General features: G+C 59.5%; 14 protein-coding genes. 9 read left to right on the top strand and 5 right to left on the bottom strand.

Features of this window, described 5'->3' with window-relative positions:
- The first annotated feature begins 510 nt into the window (after positions 1-510).
- From CEY05_RS30800 to CEY05_RS05800, 3 genes are all read left to right on the top strand, one after another.
- On the top strand, positions 511-756 hold the full coding sequence (locus CEY05_RS30800) for a hypothetical protein (RefSeq protein ID WP_143220284.1): 246 nt from the start codon (positions 511-513) through the stop codon (positions 754-756).
- 69 nt (positions 757-825) lie between these two features.
- A complete protein-coding gene (locus tag CEY05_RS05805; protein ID WP_088596473.1) occupies positions 826-1,821 on the top strand; it encodes a tripartite tricarboxylate transporter substrate binding protein in 996 nt (331 codons plus the stop codon).
- A gap of 131 nt (positions 1,822-1,952) precedes the next feature.
- Complete coding sequence (locus CEY05_RS05800) at positions 1,953-2,858, top strand: tripartite tricarboxylate transporter substrate-binding protein (protein ID WP_088596472.1); 906 nt, start codon at positions 1,953-1,955, stop codon at positions 2,856-2,858.
- 112 nt (positions 2,859-2,970) lie between these two features.
- Here CEY05_RS05800 and CEY05_RS05795 read toward each other — a convergent pair whose 3' ends face one another.
- The gene (locus CEY05_RS05795) at positions 2,971-3,966 is read right to left on the bottom strand and encodes a tripartite tricarboxylate transporter substrate binding protein (protein ID WP_088596471.1); all 996 of its coding nucleotides are present in this window, start codon (positions 3,964-3,966) and stop codon (positions 2,971-2,973) included.
- 174 nt (positions 3,967-4,140) lie between these two features.
- Between CEY05_RS05795 and CEY05_RS05790 the strand changes: the two genes are divergently transcribed.
- From CEY05_RS05790 to guaA, 3 genes are all read left to right on the top strand, one after another.
- The gene (locus CEY05_RS05790; protein WP_088596470.1) at positions 4,141-5,136 is read left to right on the top strand and encodes a tripartite tricarboxylate transporter substrate binding protein; all 996 of its coding nucleotides are present in this window, start codon (positions 4,141-4,143) and stop codon (positions 5,134-5,136) included.
- A 301-nt stretch (positions 5,137-5,437) separates the two neighbouring features.
- Positions 5,438-6,898 (top strand): IMP dehydrogenase, encoded by a 1,461-nt coding sequence (gene guaB / locus CEY05_RS05785; protein WP_088596469.1) that lies wholly within the window; start codon positions 5,438-5,440, stop codon positions 6,896-6,898.
- A gap of 201 nt (positions 6,899-7,099) precedes the next feature.
- Complete coding sequence (guaA, locus tag CEY05_RS05780) at positions 7,100-8,692, top strand: glutamine-hydrolyzing GMP synthase (protein WP_088596468.1); 1,593 nt, start codon at positions 7,100-7,102, stop codon at positions 8,690-8,692.
- Between the two features lie 225 nt (positions 8,693-8,917).
- Here guaA and CEY05_RS05775 read toward each other — a convergent pair whose 3' ends face one another.
- Positions 8,918-9,316, bottom strand: coding sequence for a MarR family winged helix-turn-helix transcriptional regulator (locus CEY05_RS05775; RefSeq protein ID WP_233161371.1), 399 nt, complete (start codon positions 9,314-9,316; stop codon positions 8,918-8,920).
- 138 nt (positions 9,317-9,454) lie between these two features.
- On the opposite strand from CEY05_RS05775, the gene CEY05_RS05770 reads away from it, so the two are divergent.
- Together CEY05_RS05770 and CEY05_RS05765 are read left to right on the top strand one after the other, a co-directional pair.
- Positions 9,455-10,255 carry an SDR family oxidoreductase gene (locus tag CEY05_RS05770; RefSeq protein ID WP_198952678.1) on the top strand — a complete coding sequence of 267 codons (801 nt, stop codon included), beginning with the start codon at positions 9,455-9,457 and terminating at the stop codon, positions 10,253-10,255.
- Positions 10,256-10,444: 189 nt separating this feature from the next.
- Positions 10,445-11,629 (top strand): SGNH/GDSL hydrolase family protein, encoded by a 1,185-nt coding sequence (locus tag CEY05_RS05765; RefSeq protein WP_198952677.1) that lies wholly within the window; start codon positions 10,445-10,447, stop codon positions 11,627-11,629.
- Here the strand turns inward: CEY05_RS05765 and CEY05_RS05760 are convergent.
- Positions 11,565-12,527, bottom strand: coding sequence for a LysR family transcriptional regulator (locus CEY05_RS05760; RefSeq protein ID WP_088596464.1), 963 nt, complete (start codon positions 12,525-12,527; stop codon positions 11,565-11,567). The genes CEY05_RS05765 and CEY05_RS05760 overlap by 65 nt on opposite strands.
- A gap of 111 nt (positions 12,528-12,638) precedes the next feature.
- Between CEY05_RS05760 and CEY05_RS05755 the strand changes: the two genes are divergently transcribed.
- A complete protein-coding gene (locus CEY05_RS05755; protein WP_088596617.1) occupies positions 12,639-13,952 on the top strand; it encodes an SGNH/GDSL hydrolase family protein in 1,314 nt (437 codons plus the stop codon).
- Here CEY05_RS05755 and CEY05_RS05750 read toward each other — a convergent pair.
- Both CEY05_RS05750 and CEY05_RS05745 read right to left on the bottom strand, forming a co-directional pair.
- Entirely contained in the window at positions 13,930-14,496 is a 567-nt protein-coding gene (locus CEY05_RS05750) for a hypothetical protein (RefSeq protein WP_088596463.1), read from the bottom strand. The genes CEY05_RS05755 and CEY05_RS05750 overlap by 23 nt on opposite strands.
- On the bottom strand, positions 14,486-17,827 hold the full coding sequence (locus CEY05_RS05745) for a DEAD/DEAH box helicase (RefSeq protein ID WP_088596462.1): 3,342 nt from the start codon (positions 17,825-17,827) through the stop codon (positions 14,486-14,488). The genes CEY05_RS05750 and CEY05_RS05745 overlap by 11 nt, the downstream gene beginning before the upstream one ends.
- Positions 17,828-18,032: the final 205 nt, after the last annotated feature.

Below are 18,032 nucleotides of genomic sequence, written 5' to 3'. Positions count from 1 at the left end.
GGACCTGGACCAAGGTGCTTGAGAAAGCGCCGATCAGGGGGCTTGCGTAGCAGGTAACCCGGAGCTTGAAGGATGGATGCCGACGCTTTGCGCGTTGGCTTTTTTTTTGGGGATTTGTTCGAGCAGCAACGGCCGGTCTACGCCTGATTCAGCGTGGCGGACCACCCTGCGGAGATGCATCTCGGTGTTCCCGTGAGGTGCATCCAGAAACTGTTATGAGAGCAGTTTTTGCCTCACCGGCGGAACCGGCAAGCACGGTCTCCGTACTCAGCAGTAGCTGTCGCGCGCTGCATGATTCTTGTTTTCGACGATCGAGATCAGAGGAGATCGAGGATGCACCTTTGCAGAAGTAGGCTGGGTCTACTAGTCCTGGCGGGGATCGCATTTCCCAGGGCCGCGTTTTGTTCCGAAGTCGTGTTCGATGTGTTTCCGAGGCGCCCGATACGGTTGGTCGTGGGCTTTCCTGTCGGGGATGGTGTCGATGTCATTACCCGCCATTTGACGCGGTACATGTCCGATTATCTGGGCCAGAGAGTCATCGTCGACAAGCGTCCCGGTGCTGGAGTCAGACCTGGTCGCCTGCGTCTGGCAGTGAACGATGCGCTTGAGCCTATTGAAGTGTTCATCGATGAAGACACCGAGCGGTGGACAGATATCTTGCTGAAGCGGGCGATAAGCAGGCCCGGAAGCGTGCAGGATGCGGCCGGCGCTTATGGTGGGGTTCTGAACCGGCGGCGATTTTCCGTGCGTCAGTAAATCGTCGACCAGGGGCTGTCTCGGTTGGCAGCGAAATTTTCTCATGCACTCGACCTAGTGAGATCCAGGATGAAATTAGTAAAGCGAAGTGTAGGGTTGTTGATCGTCGCGGGTAGCGCTTTACCGTTCGCGGCGATGTCTACGGATGTCCCGATAGAGGTGTACCCGGTGCATCCCATAACGCTGGTCGTCGGTTTTCCTCCAGGTGATGGAGGCGATGTCATTGCCCGTCATTTGGCGATGTACATGTCGAACGATCTAGGGCAGAAAGTCGTGGTTGAGAACCGGCCCGGTGCAGGAGGAAATATTGCTGCCGCGTCGGTAGCCAGGTCCAAGGCAGACGGATATACCTTCTTTGTCGCAGCACGGCCGATCGCGCTGCATAAGACTCTGTACAAAGACATAAATTTTGATTTTTCGCACGACTTCGTGCCCGTTGCAATTCTTGTCACCGTTCCCTATGTGCTGGTTATGGGAAAACAAGTGAACGCAAAGAATCTGGAAGAAGGGTTCGCCCTGGTGGCCAAAGCGCCGGGGAAGATGACTTGCGCTTCAGGCGGCATAGGGACGACCTCGCATCTTCTATGCGAAGAGTTGCGGGAAAAAGCTCGTTTGCCTTGGTGGCATGTCCCGTATGCCGGCCAGGCGGCCGCTTTGATGGATGTGGCCGGAGGGCATGTCGACTTCGCTGTTGTTTCGGTGCCCGCGGCACTACCGTTTATCAGGGCGGGCAATGTGCGGACGATGGCGGCATTCGGACACGAAAGAGTGCCAGCCATCCGGTCTGTCCCTGACATTGAAGAGTTTGGGGTTCGGAATGTTCAAGATCAGAGTTGGTGCGCGATCGTCGCGCCGACGGGAACCCCCAGGCATGCCATTACTCGCCTGAACCGATCCATTAACAATGCCCTTTCCAATGCTCAGTTCCAAAAGAAGATTGTCGGCCTCGGGTATGCGGTTTCAACAATCAAGGGTACGCCAGAGGCGCTTGAGGCGTTCATTGAGGCGGATACAGAGAAATGGACAGATATCCTGAGAGCGTGGCAGATAAAGAACCTGCACTAGGCGGGGGCGCTATCCGCACTATCAAGCCTAGAAGGGCCGCGGCTACGCATGGGGAGCTTTGGCATACCGCGGTTGTCCTCCAATGATAACGATCGCGCAGTGGCCCAAATATCTTCGATAGGGTTTTTAATATGCCTCAAAGTCGCCCCATCATCCTGGTCGTAGGCGAACCACCCTGTAGTAGTGTTGATTTCATTGCTCGACGACTGTCCAGGCGCATGGCGGATGATTTGGGGCAGAAGGTCATCGTTGATAATCGATCGGGAGCAGGGAGGAATGCCGGCGCCATCTCGGTCGCAAAGGCTGATCCTGATGGTTTCACGGTATATATCGCTTCACGCTCCGCGGCGCTTCATTCATCGTTGTCCAAGAAAATCGAGTACGACTTCGCCAAGGATTTCTCTCCGGTAGCGATGATCACGTACGTGCCCTACGTTCTGGTCACCGGCAAGCATATGCGGGCCGTGACATTACGAGAGCTGCTCGATCAGGACCACTCGATACAGTACGGCTTCACCTGTGCATCGGGCGGTATCGGCACAACGCCGAGTCTTGTATTTGAAACCCTGCGCGAGCGCGCGAATTTGAGTTGGCTGGATGTTCCGTACGACGGCGATCCTGCCGCGGTGGCGGAGGTGATGGCGGGAAGAGCGGACTTCGCCATCATCGGCGCGCCTTCAGCGTTACCTCACCTGGGCGCGCACGGACTGCGAGCGCTGGTGGTATTTTCGGATGACAGGCTGCCGTATCTTCCAGCTGTTCCCACCATCGCCGAATTCGGCCTGGAAGGAGCGGAGGCGCAAGGGTGGATTGCGCTTGTGACTCGAAGGGGAACCTCATTGCCTCTGATCGCCAGATTGAATGGCGCGGTAAACAAGGCGCTATCCGGCGTGTCGGTGGGCAAGAAGCTCATGCAGCTGGGCTACGCAATCCCGACAACGGAAAACACGCCAGGAGAACTCAAGACGTTTTTCGAACTGGATACCGACAAGTGGGTGAAGATGCTGGCCGCACGGCGGCTTGCAAGAGATCAATAAGTTTTACTGCGGTGGCAATCCGCCCGACTCGCACGTCTGGTCTTCTCCTGGGCCGCGGCGGAGGACCGACTTCGAACCTCGGCCGCTGGCCTGCTGGCCATGCCGCGGTATTTCAGTGTACGGAGGAGGCGATTCCGCGCTCTGCGATCAGGTCAGTCCAATGCGATATCTCGTCGGATATCAACTGCTCGAACGATGTGGCGCTATTGTTCAGTTGAGGAAGGCCGTAGCCAAGTTCGAGCAACTGTTCGCGAAATTTCGGCCTCGCAAGGATACGATTCAAAGAGAGGTTCAGCGTTTCGATGATGTGGAGTGGTGTGCCGCTTGGAGCGACCAATCCGAACCAGGTGTCGCCATGCAATTGGGCGAAGCCTTCTTCACGAAACGTTGGAATTCCTGGCACTGATGGCGCGCGCTCGTCGCCGGAGATCGCGATCGCATGCACGGCCCCGGCGCGGATGTAGGGGAGCGCAGCGGGCAGCGTAGCGAAGATCGTATCGATATGTCCGCCTATGAGGTGACTGAAAGCTTGATCGGCGTAGGTATAGGGCACGTGGAGTAACTCGACCTTCGCCTCCTGCTGAAATTCTTCACAGACCAGATGCCCCGTGGAGCCTATTCCACCTGACGCGCATTTGATCGACATAGGATGCGTCTTCGCTCGGGAGAGCAATTCGCTTGTGGTCATGATCATCGTTTCTCTTCCCGAGATGATGACGGTCGGCGTCGTCGCAACCACGACAACAGGGACCAGATCTCGTTTCAAGTCATAGCGAGGGTGCTCCTGCATCGCCCCATACGTCACGTTTGATCGGGAGGCGATGAATAGCGTGTACCCATCCGGCTCGCTCCGTGCAACTTGTTCCGCGGCGATATTGGCCGATGCGCCCGGACGGTTCTGAATGGAGATCTCTACACCAAGTTCCTGCTGCAGTTCCATGGCGATTCGCCTGGAAAGGATATCGACGCCTGCCCCTGGAGAAGCTCCGATCACGATGGTCACCCGTTTGTTTGGATAGACGCCTTCCGTGTTCGATGAGTGAGCTCCTAAGGGCATCACGCTGGTCGCCATCAAGGCGACCCAGACTTTGCGTTTACTGAATTGCATTCACGCCTCCATAGTCATTGCGGTACTCATGTGGGCACCACATGTCGGGTTTAGTTGGCTGACGGCGCGGTCCGTTCCATCGGAACTCGTGGGGCTGTGGCATCACTCAGGCGATAGCTGTCGCGCGCTGGCGGCAGTGCTCGTTTCTACGTGCGATATACAGGAGACCGAAGGATGGATCAGGGCAGGAGTGAACTTGGTTTGTATGCGGTCGCGGCGCGCACGATACCCACGGCTGCGATTCGCACCAATATCTGGGTCGGCGCCTATCCGAATCACCCGATAACGCTCTTGATCGGCCAGCCGCCTGGTGATGGCGCTGACATCATCGCGCGCCATTTGAGCGGGTTGATGGGAGAAGCCCTTGGCCAGCGGGTCATAGTCGCCAATCGCCCCGGGGCTGTTGGAGACACTGCCGCAGCATCGGTGACGAGCGTCAAGCCGGATGGATATACCCTGTTCCTTGCCGCAAGACCCGTGACGTTGCATAGAAGGCTGGTTCAGCCCATCAAGCGCGGCTTCTTCAGGGACCTGGTTCCGGTGGGATTGGTCGCCAATGTTCCTTATGTCCTGGTCATGGGATGTCACGTGATCGGAGCATGCTTGATGGATGCGATCGCCCTGGCAAACGAGTATCCCGATAAATTGGTCTGCGGGTCGGGAGGGGTGGGATCAACCACACAACTTCTGTGCGAGACCTTGCGAGAGCGAGCGCGTATGCCGTGGACGAGCCGTCCTTACGGCGCGGAAACGCCAGCCTTGATGGATGTGATTGCCGGACGAATCGAGTTTGCCATCGTTTCCGCGCCGTCTGTCCTGCCATACGTGGAAGCTGGCAAGGTCCGCATCCTGGCGGTGTTTTCACGGAACCGAGTGGGGGCCATGCCCTCGATTCCCAGCGTGGCGGAATACAAATTCATGGACGCCGATGCACAGGGCTGGCTCGCCATCATGGCGCCGAGGGGCACGCCACCGCACGCGATCGACAGATTGAACCGGACCATCAACGCGGTCTTGTCCCATCTGGATATCCGTATCAAGCTGACTGACGCCGGGTATGTGATGCCTCCGTCGGAAAATACGCCGGAGACCTTGGAGACGTTCCTTGATCAGGATGCCAGGAAGTGGATCGCGACCATGGACGCGAGGCAGATTGGCCTGATTCATTAGGCTATCGAAGACCGTCGATGGGATGAGTCCATTGGCACCGGGCGGGGTAGTCCCGTCTGCGCTGTCCAGAATATTGCTGTTCGAGGCCCGGATCCGCGATTCCCGGGTATGTGAAAAAGAGCATGCTCATCCGTTTACAATCTTGGCTGTTACATTTTAGGGTCGGATCACCCTCGCCATCACGTCGACTCCCATGTTGCACCGCCGAACTTTTTCCGGTCCGCATAGGCATTCTTAATGGTAAACACCTAGTAAATAAGTACAGAACGCGTATAATTTTGCTTTGCGCCCGGAGCTTCCCATGCGTCTCATCAAAACCGCGCTCACCTTCGACGACGTCCTGTTGGTGCCCGCGTACTCGAATGTATTGCCTCGCGATACATCTCTCCAGACCCGCCTCAGCCGTAACATCTCCCTGAATATCCCGCTCGTGTCCGCCGCCATGGATACCGTGACGGAGTCGCGCCTGGCGATTGCCATGGCCCAGGAAGGCGGGATCGGCATCATCCACAAGAATTTGACCGCCGACGAGCAAGCCCGTGAAGTGGCTCGCGTCAAGCGCCACGAATTCGGCATTGTCATCGACCCCGTCACCGTGACGCCGCAGATGAAGGTGCGTGATGCCATTGCCCTGCAGCAGCAGCACGGCATCTCCGGGCTGCCGGTAGTGGAAGGGCGCAAAGTGGTCGGCATCGTTACCAACCGCGACCTGCGTTTCGAAGCGCGCCTGGACGAGCCGGTGCGCAACGTCATGACTCCGCAAGAGCGTCTGGTCACGATGCGCGAAGGCGCGACGCTGGAAGAAGCCCAGCAACTGATGCACAAGCACCGCCTGGAGCGCGTGCTGATCGTCAATGATCGTTTCGAGCTGCGCGGCCTGGCCACCGTCAAGGATATCGTCAAGAACACCGCCCACCCGCAAGCCAATAAAGACGCCCAGGGCCAGTTGCGCGTCGGCGCGGCGGTCGGCGTCGGCGGCAACACGGAAGAGCGAGTCGAAAAGCTGGTCGCCGCGGGCGTGGACGTGATCGTGGTCGATACCGCGCACGGGCACTCGGGTGGCGTGCTGGAAGGCGTGCGCTGGGTCAAGCAGAACTATCCCAAGGTTGACGTCATCGGCGGCAATATCGCCACGGCAGGGGCGGCGCGGGCACTGGTCGAACATGGCGCCGACGGCGTCAAGGTCGGTATCGGTCCTGGTTCCATCTGCACCACGCGTGTAGTGGCGGGTGTGGGCGTGCCGCAGATCACCGCGATTTCCGATGTGGCGGAGGCATTGCAAGGTACTGGCGTGCCGCTGATCGCCGACGGCGGTATCCGTTATTCGGGCGACGTCGCCAAGGCCCTGGCGGCTGGCGCCTACGCTTGCATGATGGGCGGCATGTTCGCCGGCACGGACGAAGCGCCGGGTGAAGTAGTGCTGTTCCAGGGCCGTTCGTACAAGTCTTACCGCGGTATGGGCAGCCTGGGCGCGATGACCGATGGTTCGGCCGATCGTTATTTCCAGGATCCCGCCAACAACGCCGACAAGCTGGTGCCGGAAGGTATCGAAGGCCGCGTCCCTTACAAGGGCAGCGTGCTGCAGATCCTTTATCAACTGGCCGGCGGCGTGCGTGCCTCCATGGGCTATTGCGGCTGCGCTTCGATCGACGACATGCGGACCAAGACCGAATTCGTGCAGATCACGTCGGCCGGTTTCCGTGAGTCGCACGTGCATGACGTGCAGATCACCAAGGAAGCGCCGAACTACCGCGCCGATTGATCCTCGGCGTAAGGCCTAGCGGCCAACGCGCACCGGAGGAAGCCTGCTTCCCGCCGGTGCGCTTTTGCTTAATAGCGTCTAATAGTGTTTTTTTGACCGCTTTTATTAGTCAGTGTTGACTATTTAGCGCTTAACATTTTCCGTTTCCAGCCATTGGCCGACGTTTTACCAGCGGCGGCATCTATCCAGCCAGAGCCCACTATGCACCAGCGCATCCTTATTCTCGATTACGGTTCACAGGTCACCCAGCTGATCGCGCGCCGCGTCCGCGAAGCCGGCGTGTACTGTGAAATTCATCCGGGTGACGTGAACGATGAGTTCGTGCGTGGCCAAGTGGCGCAGGGTTTGAAGGGCATCATCCTGTCGGGCAGCCATGCGTCGGCCTACGATGAAGCGTCGATGCGCGTTCCGGGTGCGGTGTTTGAACTGGGCGTTCCGGTGCTGGGTATTTGCTACGGCATGCAGAGCATGGCGCAGCAACTGGGCGGCAAGGTTGAATGGTCTGATCACCGCGAGTTCGGTTACGCCGAGGTTCGTGCACACGGCCATACCCGTCTGCTGGAAGGCGTCGAGGATTTCACCACGCCTGAAGGCCATGGCATGCTCAAGGTGTGGATGAGCCATGGCGATAAAGTCACCGCGCTGCCGCCGGGGTTCAAGCTGATGGCGTCGACGCCGTCGTGCCCCATTGCCGGCATGGCCGACGAATCGCGCGGTTTCTATGCCGTGCAATTCCATCCGGAAGTCACGCATACCATTCAGGGCAAGGCGCTGCTGGGCCGCTTCGTCAACGAGATCTGCGGTTGCTCGGGCGATTGGAATATGCCTGATTACGTCTCGGAAGCGGTTGCCCGTATTCGCGACCAGGTGGGTGATGACGAGGTCATCCTGGGCCTGTCCGGCGGTGTCGATTCCTCCGTGGCGGCCGCGCTCATCCACAAGGCGATCGGTGACAAGCTGACCTGCGTTTTTGTCGATCACGGCCTGTTGCGCCTGGACGAGGGCAAGCAGGTCATGCAGACCTTTGCCGAGAACATGGGCGTGAAGATCATTCACGTCGATGCCACTGAGCAGTTCATGGGCAAGCTGGCGGGCGAAAGCGATCCCGAAGCCAAGCGCAAGATCATCGGCCGTGAATTCGTCGAGGTCTTCCAGGCCGAGGCGGGCAAGTTGCAGGCGGCCAAGTGGCTGGCACAAGGCACCATTTATCCCGACGTGATCGAGTCGGCGGGTGCCAAGACGGGCAAGGCTGTGGCGATCAAGTCCCACCACAACGTCGGTGGTTTGCCGGAAACCTTGAATCTGAAGCTGCTGGAACCGCTGCGTGAATTGTTCAAGGACGAAGTCCGTGAACTGGGCGTGGCATTGGGCCTGCCGCCTGGCATGGTGTATCGCCATCCTTTCCCCGGCCCGGGCCTGGGCGTGCGCATCCTGGGCGAAGTGAAGACGGAATATGCGAATCTGCTGCGCCGTGCCGATGCGATTTTCATCGACGAGTTGCGCAGCACGCTGGATCCGGTGAGCGGCAAGTCCTGGTACGACCTGACGTCGCAAGCGTTCGCGGTGTTCCTGCCGGTGAAGTCGGTGGGTGTGATGGGCGATGGCCGGACGTACGACTACGTCGTCGCGCTGCGCGCGGTGCAGACGTCGGACTTCATGACCGCCGATTGGGCGCAGTTGCCTTATTCGCTGCTGGCCAAGGTGAGCGGTCGGATCATCAATGAAGTGCGCGGGATCAATCGGGTGGTTTACGACGTGAGCAGCAAGCCGCCGGCGACGATCGAGTGGGAGTGAACTCAGGCGGATCGAGAACATCCCGTTCGCTATCCAGGCCAAACCTGTCTTTGATGGTAAAGGTCTCCTGGGCAGGCACGCGTGATCGGCGCCACCTGGCTTGACCAGCAATCGATGGTGGTCGGCTGGGGCTGAGCGAGTTGGGCTTAGGGACTGAGGCCACCGAAGCGCGATGGTTCCAGGGAAGCCGCTGGCGTGAAACGCCAGGGGCTGGTGCCGGGGGTGTCAGGCAGGATCAGAGGTGAGTGAGTCTGCCGGGCTTCCTCCGTACGCCGTCAAAAAATCATCCGAGCCGACGAAATCCGCCAGCGCCCGAAGCTGCGCTGCCGACTCCTTGCCCAGTACGTCATCGACGCGTCGATTGACGCCAGCCCAGTGAACGATCGCTTGCGCCAGGCGTTCGCTGCCCGAGCTCGTCAAGACAGCACGTTTCACACGCTTGTCCGACTCATCCACCTGCAGTTCGATCAGTCCGTCGCGGATCAATGGACGCAGAGCGTGCGTTAAAGCTGAAATTTGCACCGCCATGTTCGACGCCAAGTCCTGCAAAGCAGGGGATTGTCCACCGGCCGCCGTGACCATTCGTTCGATCTCTGATAGCAAAGAGACCTGAGTGGCTTTCAAGCCTGAAGAAGCCAAGGCGTCGTCATAGAGATTCCCAAGGCGGCGAGCCGCACGCCTGACCGCAGTATTTGTGCAGGCAAGCACTTCAAAGGGCGTCTTTGCCCCTGCTGCGGGCCCCGCTTCGAGTCGGAGATTTCGATGCCCTCTTCAAAAACCGCCGTTGTGACTGGTGCTTCGTCTGGAATTGGCGCCGTGTACGCTGACCGCCTTGCTGCCCGTGGCTATGACCTTGTGCTGGTTGCCCGTCGTGGGGACAGACTTGCCGCTTTGTCGGAAAAACTCACCGCCAAATACGGCGTCAAAGCCCATCCCTTGGTCGCAGACCTCGGCAAAGATTCCGACGTTGCCAATGTTGAGGACCGGCTGACTAGCGATCCCAGCATCCAGGTTCTCATCAACAACGCGGGTTTCGCTCGCCTGCGCCCGCTAGCCGAGTCGTCGCTGGAGGACTCGCTATCGCAGATTTCCGTGAACATCACAGCGCTGACCCGATTGGCACACGCAGCCCTGGAGGGGTTCAGGGCGCGAAAGGAGGGCGTTCTTGTCAACATCGCTTCCGTTCTCGCCGTGCATTCCCTCCCCATCAGCTCGGTCTACAGCGGCACCAAGGCGTATGTGTTGGCATTCAGCCGCGGCCTTCAAGAGGAGTTGGCGGGAACCGGTGTAAAGGTGCAGGTGGTGCTTCCTGCGTCGACCGACACCGAGATCTGGACGGAAGGCGTATCTGGCGTCCCCTTGTCTGCCCTTGGCGCTGAACGCGTGATGACGGCAGAAAATTGTGTTGATGCGGCCCTGGCGGGGCTCGATGCCGATGAACAGGTGACTTGGCCATCGGTCGCTGACGCAGGCCTTTGGCACACTTTCGACACTGCGCGCGCGACCTTGTTCGCCGCGACCCAGGTAGGTGCGCCGGCACCCCGATACAACCTTGCGAAGTAAGAGGAGGGAAGGCCATTGTGCTCGATGGTCTTCCTGCCGCACTGACATGGATGGCCAGGCATCTCGCGTGATCTCGACATAGCTGAGGGGACGGCCGCAAGCAGGTGGGGGAGACGCCGGGACGGTATCTGAAGTCGAACGGGTAGCCAGGCTAACCTTGAGGCTGGCGCGACTCTGCGGTAGTGGTAAATGACAAATGAAACATCGCCCGGCATGACGGCGCATCCAATCGAGCCTTTCGTACGCGGGGCTCTGGAAGTTGAACATACGTCGCGAGGGTTGCGCTTGCATCGCCTTCCTGCGCGCGCTCGTGCGCAATGCGATGACGCCCAACTCGCGATGGCCGAGTCTCAGCCTTCCGGCGTTCGCCTGGCGTTCTTTACGCAGGCGACAGAGATCGAGCTGGATGTGCTGCCTACTCGCTATGCCTATGCTGGCGCTCCGCGGCGTCCCCCTGGTGTCTATGACGTTCTGGTGGACGGCCAGCTGGTTTTTCAAGCCAGCGCGACCAGCAGCGACCTCGTCACCATGGACATGACAAGTGGGGTGGTAACCCGAGAATCTGGCGTACCGAGTACGCTTCGGTTACATGCCTTGCCGGATACTCGTAAAAAGGTCGAAATCTGGCTGCCTCACAACGAAACAACAGAACTAGTTGAACTGCGCGCCAACGCGGCGTTGGATCGCGTGCCCGCTGCCACCCGTAAGCGCTGGATGCATCATGGCAGTTCGATCAGCCAGGGGTCGAATGCGGCTAATCCGACGTCGATCTGGCCCGCGATCGCCGCGTCGCTCGGAGATCTGGATTTACTGAATCTGGGTTTTAGTGGAAGCGCGCTGCTGGATCCCTTTACGGCCCGTACGCTACGGGATACTCCCGCCGATGTCATCAGCCTGAAAATCGGCATCAACCTTGTAAACACTGACCTGATGCGTGTCCGTGCGTTCACCCCGGCCGTGCACGGATTCCTGGACACCATCCGGGAGGGGCATCCAGACACGCCATTGTTCGTGATCTCGCCGCTGTATTGCCCCATCCACGAAGACACGCCTGGCCCTGGCGCCTTCGATTTCGACGCGTTGGCCGAGGGCAGAGTGATGTTCAAGGCCACTGGCAACAGTGCGGATCGCCAGGCAGGCAAGCTGACGCTGCAAGTGATTCGTGGTGAACTGCAACGCATCGTCGAGCAACGCGCGGTTGACGATCCACTTCTGTACTACATCGACGGCCTCATGCTCTATGGCGCCGCGGACTTTGCCATCCATCCGCTGCCGGATGCGCTGCATCCAGATGGATCCTCGCATCGCCTTATCGGCGAACGTTTTGCTTCCCTGGTATTCGGCCATGACGGTTCGGTTGGCCAAACGGATTGATATTCACCCGCTCAACCAGAAAATCCAGAAAAGCGCGGACGCGCAGCGGCAGGTTGCCGCCTTGACCGACATAGACGGCGTGGATTTCCTCGATGTCGCCGGGATTGCAATCTTCTAGCACGGGCAGCAGCCGGCCGGCCGCAATGTCGTCGCGGACCTGGAAGGCAGCCAGGCGTGCTAGGCCGAGGCCGGCCAGGGCCAATCGGTGCAACGCTTCGCCATCGCTGGCTTGCGCGTTGCCCGTAACTGGCAGCACGACATCCTCAGCCGCATACCTCAGAGGCCACCCAGGTTGAGCGCGCACATAGTTCGCACCCAAGCGGTTGTGTGCCAACAGTTCTGTCGGCGTGGCCGGCGTACCGTGACGAACAAGGTAGCTTGGAGCGCCGACGATCATCATGCGTGTGCCGCCAAGCTTGCGTGCGACCAGGCTTGAGCTTTTCAGCGGACCGGCGCGCACGGCGACACAGGTACGTTGCTCCAGAATGTCGATGACCTCGTCGGTCAACACGATGTCCAGCGTCACACCAGGATGGCGTTCCAGGAACTCGGTCGCCAAAGGTAGCAAGAAGTGGTGGCCGAAGGGGACGTTGGCGCTCACACGCAGATGGCCCCGCGGCGCTGTGTGTTCGCTCGCGTTGCGTTCAGCTTCCTCCAGGTCGGCCAGGATACGCACGCCACGTTCGTAGAATGCGCAGCCTTCGGGCGTGAGTTGAAGTTGCCGCGTGGAGCGGTTCACCAGCCGTGTGCCCAAGCGTTGCTCCAGGCGTGCGACCAGCTTGCTGACGGCCGAGGGCGTCATGCCACAGGCGCGGGCGGCAGCGGAGAAGCCGCCCAGTTCAATGACGCGCACGAACACTTCGAGTTCACCCGATCGGTTGACTTCCAGGCGGGCCATGAGCGTTTCCTTCGTGAATTCGATTCATAAATGCTGTTCCTGCGTGCAGTCTATTCCAATCTGGTCTTTGAATTCATCATTGCCACATTAATAGCTAATGAATTCACTGAAATGAGCCAATCCATGAAATCACGATCGAGTGCCTCGGCGGTCCTGGCCTTGGTGCTGGCGACCGGCAGCACCATGGACATCGCACCTGCGGTTGCGGCCTCGCCGGCCTGGGTCGCCACCTGGCAAGCCAGCCCGCAGCCCGTCTGGGGAACGGATTTCCTGTTTCCCACGAATGTCCCGCCGGTATTGCACGACCAGACTGTGCGCCAGGTGGCGCGGATCAGCCTGGGCGGCCAGCGTCTGCGCATCGTGCTGTCCAATGCCTATGGCCAGCAGCCGCTTACCGTGGGCAAGGCCACGGTCGCACAGCCCGGGCAGGGCGGTGACGTGGTCGCGGGCAGCATGCGTACTGTAACGTTCGGTGGTCGGGACGTTGCGCACATCCTCCCCGGCGCGTCATTGGTCAGCGACCCTGTCGTTATGCCGTTGCCTGCGCTGGCGCGGGTGACCGTAAGCCTTTATCTGCCGAATACGACGCCCTTGAGCACGTTTCATTGGGACGGTAGGGAAACCGGCTGGATCGTATCTGGCGACCAGAGTTCGGCTTTGGCGCTGACGAAGGCAGATGGTGCGGCCATACAGGACACCACCGCCCGCCCACTATTGACTGGTATTCAGGTCGAAACGGGACAGCCCGCTCATGCGGTCGCGGTAATCGGTGATTCGATTACCGATGGGGCGACGGCAAGCCTGGACAAGAACAGCCGTTGGCCGGATTTCCTGGCTGCTCGACTCGCTCCGCACGGTGTCGCCGTGGTCAATGCCGGCATATCCGGTGCGCGCTTGTTGTCGGACGGCATGGGCGTCAACGCGCTGGCTCGCCTGGATCGTGACGTGCTTGGACAGCCCGGGGTTCGTAGCGTGATCGTGATGGTGGGCATCAACGATATTTCATGGCCGGGCACCGCTTTCGCACGAGACGCGCGCCGGCCGACACTGGAGGAGTTGACCGCGGGGTATCGGCAGTTGGTCGAGCAAGCCCACAGCCGCGGTGTTCGCGTGCTGGGGGCAACGTTGACACCGTTCGAGGGGGCTTTGCCTGGCACGCCGCTGGATAACTACTATCAGCCTGATAAGGAGATCTTGCGCCAACAGGTGAACGATTGGATACGCCATGGCGGCGTATTCGACGCCGTGATCGATTTCGATGAGGTGTTGCGCGATCCCAGCCATGCTCGCCGGATTGCGGAGCGTTACGACTCCGGGGACCATCTCCATCCCGGCGATGAAGGTAACCGAGCGATGGCCGAAGCCGTTGATCTTGAATCCGTACTGCCGGAACTCGGTACGTTCAATAGCTCTCGCTGTCGATAGTGAAGTGGTAGTTGATGTCGACCTCTTCCGTCAGCTGAGTGCGTTCCGTTCTCCTCACGACAAATTCGAGTGCCGGTTCGTAGTAATCGTTTCTCAGGACTTCGCCGCCCAGGATTTCGACGTCATAGATGCCGTTATCGATTTCAATCTGCGGTCGGGCCGGTTCGCGATAGCGTTTCTGAAGTGCGTCGAGGGCGGCATCGGTGAAGTTCTGCAGGATCCGCCATGTGAAAAGCATGACCTGTCTGTGTTCAATCCGCAGGAAATAGCCGCCGCGTCGGTGCTGCAGGCGGCTCTCCGGCTTGAGCAGCTCTGGCGCGTCGCCGAGATTGAAGATGATCGTATATGGATAGTTTGCTATGCCCGCCAAGGGGATGACGATACCGTCCTTGACGGCGTCATCGCCGCTGTCGTTGCTGATGAACTCCGATCCGAGATCGTCCGACAGCGCGTTATCTTCCTTGAATTTCTTCAGGAGATAGATGTCGCCGATCAGGAAATAGTCGATCAGGTCGTTGAGGACTTCGGGGAATTCATAGTGCATTCGATTTTTCCTTTGCCGACGGAATGCTTCTCACCGGTAGTGCGCTCAATAGCTCGCGGAAATAATCCAGACTACCCCACTGACTGGTATCACCTATCACGTACAGACGGCATTGGGCTCGCGTGACCGCCACGTTGAGCAGATTCGGCTTGCTTGCCGCCCAACTTCGGGCGCCTGAACCCTGTTGTCCGGGCGCAGTACCGAGTACCAAGAAGACGATCTGTGCTTCCTTGCCCTGGAAAGCATGGACGGTGCCGCATTCAACGCCCTCGAACTTCGCGGCCTTGGCACGATCTCGACACAACTGAGCGACCTTGCTAAAAGGCGAGATTGCATAAATTTTGGCCTTGTTTCCGTCACGCCGCAATTGCGCCAGGCAGTCGAGCAGGCAGTCAATTTCATCTTCCGACACGGGGTGCTTCACTCGATCGGAGCGCACGTCTAACCATGTGCTTTCACCCAGACTGCAGGAAAAGTCCCAGGGGGTCGGCTGTCCTGATTCGTCGACCCGACCCTGCACCATCTGGCCGGCGTAGGCGATGCGGTTTGCCACCGAAAACATGGGATCGTCGCAGCGGCGATGCGTGCGTAATGGCATGCCGGTCCATATGCGTTCGGGAGCCTCATCCGAGGACGAGTTGCTGGTCGTCTCGACCCAGGAGCCGACATGCGTGAGACGGTCCGCCAAGGTCTGCACGGATTCGTCGATGGGCGACCAGTGCGCTGCGACGTCGTGGTGGCGTCGCAGCTCATCCGCGACGCTTTTGGGAACGGTGAAAACCGGCTCGATTTGCAGTGGATCCCCCACGAGTACCGCACGCTGGCTGCGCCAGATCGCGCCTGCCGCCGACTGCGGCGTGGCTTGGCCCGCTTCGTCGACAAGCAGCCAGCCAAGGCTGGCTTGCCCCATGCCGGCGAACAGCCGATCGAATGAAGCGAGCGTCGTGGAAACAACCGGGACAACGAAGAAGAAAGCGTCCCACAAAAGCGGACGATGCTCGGTCGACAGCTTGTCGCGCGAGCCCCCGGTAAGCATGCCGTTCACCGCACGCAGGTTGGCGATGAACTTGCCAGCATTGGCCAACACGGTAAGACGGTGAAGATCCACCGCCTGCAGAAAAAGCCTGGCGCGCAAGTCGTCCAGCTTGGGGCCGACAGTTACGCTGGCACGGTGGCGGGTATCCGCTGCCAACAGCCAGAACGCCTTGTCCGGATAGTGCGTAACGCCCATTTCATGGCCGGCTTGCAGCGCTTGGGTGTATTCCTCCAGTTCTCGTTCGAGCGACACGCGCGCGGCGTAAGCTGCTTTTCGCTGCGTTCGCCGCTGTTCCAGTGCGGCTTCGGAGGCCGCTACTTCCTTGGATATTCTGGCGAGGGTGGCTGAGGCCTCGGCCAATGCGCGCGTAGGCGCCTCTAGCGATTGGCGCAAATCCGCCATCCGGCGGGTCTCCTGACCAAACATTTCCATGAGCCAGTCCCACAGGTTGCGCGGTGTGCCGGCACGCAGTTGCGCCAGCACGGCCTTGTTCGCTTCGACAATGGTGCGCTGGGTTACCAGGGTTTCACCACTTTTTTCGACGGCCGACTGGCGGGTTTGAAGATCCTGCTCAAGGGTGTGCTCTTCTGCCAATAGTTCATTCAATCGGCTACGCGCTTCGCCGATGCGCAGGGCAGCGGTCTCGGCTCGTTCCAGCACGGTACGGCAGCTCTCAAACTCCGCCTGCAGCGTCAGGAAGGATTGTCTGGCCTTACGCCATTCTTCCTGGTAGCGCGGATATTCGTTGGAAGCGGCTTCTAGCACTTGCTTTATCGACGGCGGATGCTCCTTCGCAGGAAGTTGCTCCCCGGTTTCTTCGTTCGCCGGATCCATCGTGGATCCTTGTTCGTCACCCTGCACTTGCGCCGGCAATCGATCCGTCTGGCGCTTGACAACATATTCGTCACGAAAGAAGCCCTGTGCGAAAGAGCGCCGGTTGCTGGCATTCCCGAGCGCTGCCGCGATGGTTCCCCAGGTGTCTACAGGTTCCTTGTTTTCGTCCAGGACTTTCTGCGCCCGAAAGACTTCGCGCATGACATTCGCAAAGTAATCCGCCGAATCGAACTGAGCAGCGACCTTCTTGCTTGCGGGCAACTCTTGGGTGATGTTCTTTACCGCGTTGTTGTTGGTGCTGGTCACCACGATCGAGGTGCCGGCGACCACGTCGGCTTTGAGCGGATAGAAGCTCTTGCCCGCAACGGTGATCTTTTCTTCGAACAATGCAACGGGGCGGTCCAGCGACGCGATACGCCGCGCTCGCTCGGTGACGATCTCGGCAATCACATCGCAAAGAAGCGTGGTCTTGCCGGTCCCGGGGGGGCCGTTGACGCCGATCAGCCCCTGCGCGCCGCGAAGCGAGTGCGTCACTTGCGAGACGGCGGCATGTTGCGCAAGGACCAGAGGGTGCTTGGGGGAGGCCGGCCAGCGCGCGCTGGGCAAGCGCTTAGCGCTGACCAATCCAGCCATGGCGGCATGGTTGGTGAGGATGTCGATGCGATCCTGTGTTCGCAGTGGCGGCCCGAGATAAGCCTGCAAGGCCGCGCCAAAGGGACGTCCAATTTCTGCCTGCGCGATCAATCGATCGAGGTCATCCAGGTAAAACGAATTCAGGAAATCTTTCGCGGCCTCCAGATTGTCGTCCAGGTAGTTGCGCTTGACCCGGCTGGTCCTCACCACGACACGCCAGTCCAGACGCGGATCGCTGGCCGCCTTGCCGAGCTGGCGGCGCACGATGTCCAGTTCAATGTCGAGGTCATCCCAGGCCAGGATGCCTACGTTCGCGGTATTGGCGCGCGCGTTATCCTGGAGTTGTTGGCAACGCTGGGCGAACTCTTCTTTAGCACGTGCGATACGCGCGTTGAGATTATCCAGTGTTCTGGTTTCCCGCATCGCTGCCACGCCTTGCGCGAAGCTGGCGGGTAGGTAGCTGTCGGGTTTCGGGCGGCCCGATTCGTCCACCACGAAGGCGGCCAGCCAACCGCTTCCAGTCACACGTCGACATTCCCGTTCGCTTAGCGTTTGGTCCAGGAAAATGCCTTTGAGCAACAGCTTGGACAGGTCTTCCGTGTCGGCCACGCCCACATAGACGACGTGTACGTAGCCTGTCTCCTTCGTCGGCGAGAAGTCGGTACTATGCCAAGGCAAGAGTTCATAGGAACAATTACTACGCCGTAGCGTGGAGATTTTCGTCTGGCTGTTGGCATCGCGTGCGGAAGGAGCCGCCGGGATGTTGAAAACCTCAAGGTCGCGCCAGAAGCGCAGGATGCGCAAGGATTCGTTGTGCGTGCGGCTCAAAATCGGATCTCACCTTTTTATTCGGCGCCCGGTCCCCGTTTCGATATCGGAGCACAGGTCGAGAGCGATCAGTTCTATGAAGAATCGGGCGTCATGATAGCCGCTCATGAATGAAGAATTCGGCGGCCGTGTTTGAGCCAGCACTTGTTCATTCGAAAAAGAGCGATAGTCTGTGGTCTCGCGTTCCATAAAGAGCTCTTGTCGG

Source organism: Achromobacter sp. HZ34 (assembly GCF_002209485.1).
Classification (GTDB): Bacteria; Pseudomonadota; Gammaproteobacteria; order Burkholderiales; family Burkholderiaceae_B; genus Bordetella_C.
The sequence above is the reverse complement of the archived record's forward strand: the minus strand, read 5'-3'. Positions and strand labels throughout refer to the sequence as shown.